A 2,944-nucleotide genomic window follows, 5' to 3' on the forward strand; every position below is an offset into this window, starting at 1 on the left:
TTTTTAAACTTGTCAAATAAAACCCAACTCAATCAAACTCAACTAAGTCACTGTTTTATCAGAAGTTTTAATCTTCATCACCGCCGATGGATGTGCATTCTACAGCATTTCAGATCCCTTGCAACACCTTTTTCAAGAAAATCATTTTGTATGTATATTTTTTAAGCTTTTCGTGTGTTTTCATTCATTTTTTATACAAATTTGCTTAAATGATGTCTATTCGCGAATATAACGTTTATTATTTTCATACTAATAAGTAGTGCTACTTAAACAGAAAAGGCCTCGGGTTACCTTATGCATCGTTCTATTTACTTATCTATATGCTTATTTTCTTTAGCCTCAAGCGCACATGTTTTCGCCGAGGTGGCCACCGATGTGGAAAATCTGGAAAACGAGCCTGCAAAAACGCCGCTTAGAACAAAGATCTCAACCAAAGCGCAACAATTACAAACGCAACTGAAAGTCGATGCTAGTGCAGCACAGGCTGAGGAAGTTAAAGATCCTTTTCAGCCGTTAAATAGAAAGATCTATCAGTTTAATGATGCGATTGACCGCACCGTGGTACGTCCCATAGCCGTACAATATGTGGAAAAAGTTCCTCAAGATGTTCGTGGCAGCTATACCCAGTTCCGCAGTAACATGGGTGAACCTTGGAATGTAGTGAATCAGTTGATTCAAGGTCGTCCTGCCCGCGCTGCTAAATCTCTAGGTCGTTTTACCATCAATACATTAACGACTTTAGGATTGGCTGATCCAGCACGTCGCTTGGGCTTGAGTCATGAAGAAGAAAAATTTGGAATTACTTTAGGGTATTATGGCGTGCCTTCTGGCCCTTATATCATGTTGCCATTTTTAGGACCAAGTTCTGTCCGTGGGGTAGTTGGCACTGCTGTAGATAGTCAGGCCCGTCCACAAAAATACCTTCTTGAAGATGAAGATGGACTTTACTGGACAGATCAGTTTTGGCGTGCCATTGATACCCGTTCAGAAATACTGGACGTTGAAGGAGTGCTGACTGGTGATCGCTATGCGCAGATTCGCGATATTTATTTGCAACGTACCAACTATACAATTGCAGAAAAGAAAGGTACAGAGCAAGATACGCTGTTCCTAGAAGATGATTTTGAAGATGAAAATTCTAATGATGTACCTTCTAGTGATAGCAACATTGAATCTTCAAACGAAGATCTTTAAGTTTAAGCTTCATGTATGATTGCTAGTGAAAATCTGTTCGCTAGCAATACTTTGCTTATTATAGTACATCTTATAACCAATCTTGGGATTGAATCACTTTTTTATGTATTTCATTCAACCGACTCGTGATATTCCATACTTAGATCAAGTACTTGATGCGCTTCCGCATGTTCAGATGATCTATCTGGATGATCATGAACTGTATGACTCTACGATTATTGCGATTGCAGATGTACATGATTATCTGAAATATAAGTGGAATCTGCCTACGATTGTACTGGCCTTAGAAAATGAAGGTACTGCTTTGGCTCAGGCCTGGGAACAAGGGGCTTTGGCAGGCTGGATCTGGAACAAACTTCCCGAGAATCCAGATCTGGCATTACAAAAAATTGATGCGCAATATAAGCGTAACCAGGATAGCCGTGACCTTCCTTCTGCGGCAGAATTACAAAAAAGATTGTTACCAAATCCGATTGAATTGACCAATTACGAGGTCGAAACCTATTTCCAACCTTCAGCCTATCTTTCAGGAGATTGGTATGATTATTGGAAAATCAGCGACAAAGAAGTGATTTTCTATTTGGCCGATGTCTCTGGACATGGTGTCACCAGTAGCTTACTCACCTCTTGGATGGCAGCTTTCCATGGCCGCTCTAAAACACCACGCGAGCTGATCAAGAAGCTGAACGGAATGCTGATGCAGGAAAATATTGAAAAGCACATCACCATGATTGCCGGGATTCTTAATCTGGAAACCCATGTATTGAAATGGTCCAGCGCTGGGCATTATCCACCACCGATTATATTTGAACCCAATCAAGAGCCTAAAATTCTATCTTCCAGCAGCTTCCCTTTGGGTTTAACCGAAGATCTTGAAGTTGAGGAAAATGAATGGGTATTAAGTCGCAATGCGCGCTTTATTATCTGTTCGGATGGGGCATTGGAACCCTTTGATGGTGGTTTAAATGAACAATTCTCGCAATTATTACACCATTTGCAGAATCAATCTTTTCAGGCTCCGGAACATGTGGCTGACGATATCGCCTTTTTAAGCTTTATCCGCGTAAATTAGCAGTATATTTACAGGCTTTATAAGCACTTAATTTGATTACTACTTTCAGCCACTTGAGTATCAATACACCCTATGGGATAATTTAATATCTTTCTCTGCAAATGGCATTTATATGTCAACAGGTCATGTTGAATATGCAAGTCTGAACGGAACGCATATTTTTAAGCTTATCGGCGAAGTGCGTGCCCAATCTTGTATTAGTCTAGACAAATTACTGAACAAAATTGAACAGCAAGACAACGTAGTTGGCGCTATCGTTGATCTCACCGAAACCAGTTTCATTGACAGTACCGTACTCGGTGTTTTAGCGAAACTAGGACTCAAACTCAAGCAAGTACACAATATCCAGGCTGTCATGCTTTCTACCAATTCTGACATTACCACTTTGGCCAACAGTATGGGACTGAGCCAGGTGTTTGTGATTCTGAATTATTGTGGCGATCCAAATGTTTGCACACGTGCGCTGATGGAAGAACATGTCACGCATCAAAATATGCTAAATACGGTTCTGGATGCGCATAAAACCTTGATGAAACTGAATCAAAGCAATCAGAACATGTTTGAACCTTTAGTCAAACAGCTACAGAAAGAGCAAGACAATTTAGATAAAATTTCCGATCAAAAGGTATAACCATCTTATAAGAGGACCCTATGACTTTACTTTCTGTTGTACAAATG

At 40.2% G+C, this 2,944-nt stretch carries 3 protein-coding genes; all 3 read left to right on the forward strand.

Annotated features, from left to right (window positions below; translation table 11 throughout):
- Window positions 1–294 precede the first annotated feature (294 nt).
- The 3 genes from WAK81_RS11100 (at window position 295) to gigB (ending at window position 2,897) form a co-directional block, all read left to right on the forward strand.
- Window positions 295–1,194 carry an MlaA family lipoprotein gene (locus WAK81_RS11100; RefSeq protein WP_422196858.1) on the forward strand — a complete coding sequence of 300 codons (900 nt, stop codon included), beginning with the start codon at window positions 295–297 and terminating at the stop codon, window positions 1,192–1,194.
- A gap of 103 nt (window positions 1,195–1,297) precedes the next feature.
- On the forward strand, window positions 1,298–2,266 hold the full coding sequence (gene gigA / locus WAK81_RS11105) for an RsbU family protein phosphatase GigA (protein WP_004647543.1): 969 nt from the start codon (window positions 1,298–1,300) through the stop codon (window positions 2,264–2,266).
- Window positions 2,267–2,378: 112 nt separating this feature from the next.
- Window positions 2,379–2,897: an anti-anti-sigma factor GigB gene (gigB, locus tag WAK81_RS11110; RefSeq protein ID WP_422196859.1), complete on the forward strand. Its 519-nt coding sequence runs from the start codon at window positions 2,379–2,381 to the stop codon at window positions 2,895–2,897.
- The last annotated feature ends 47 nt before the right edge of the window (window positions 2,898–2,944 follow it).

It is taken from the genome of Acinetobacter sp. (assembly GCF_049284435.1).
Classification (GTDB): domain Bacteria; phylum Pseudomonadota; class Gammaproteobacteria; order Pseudomonadales; family Moraxellaceae; genus Acinetobacter.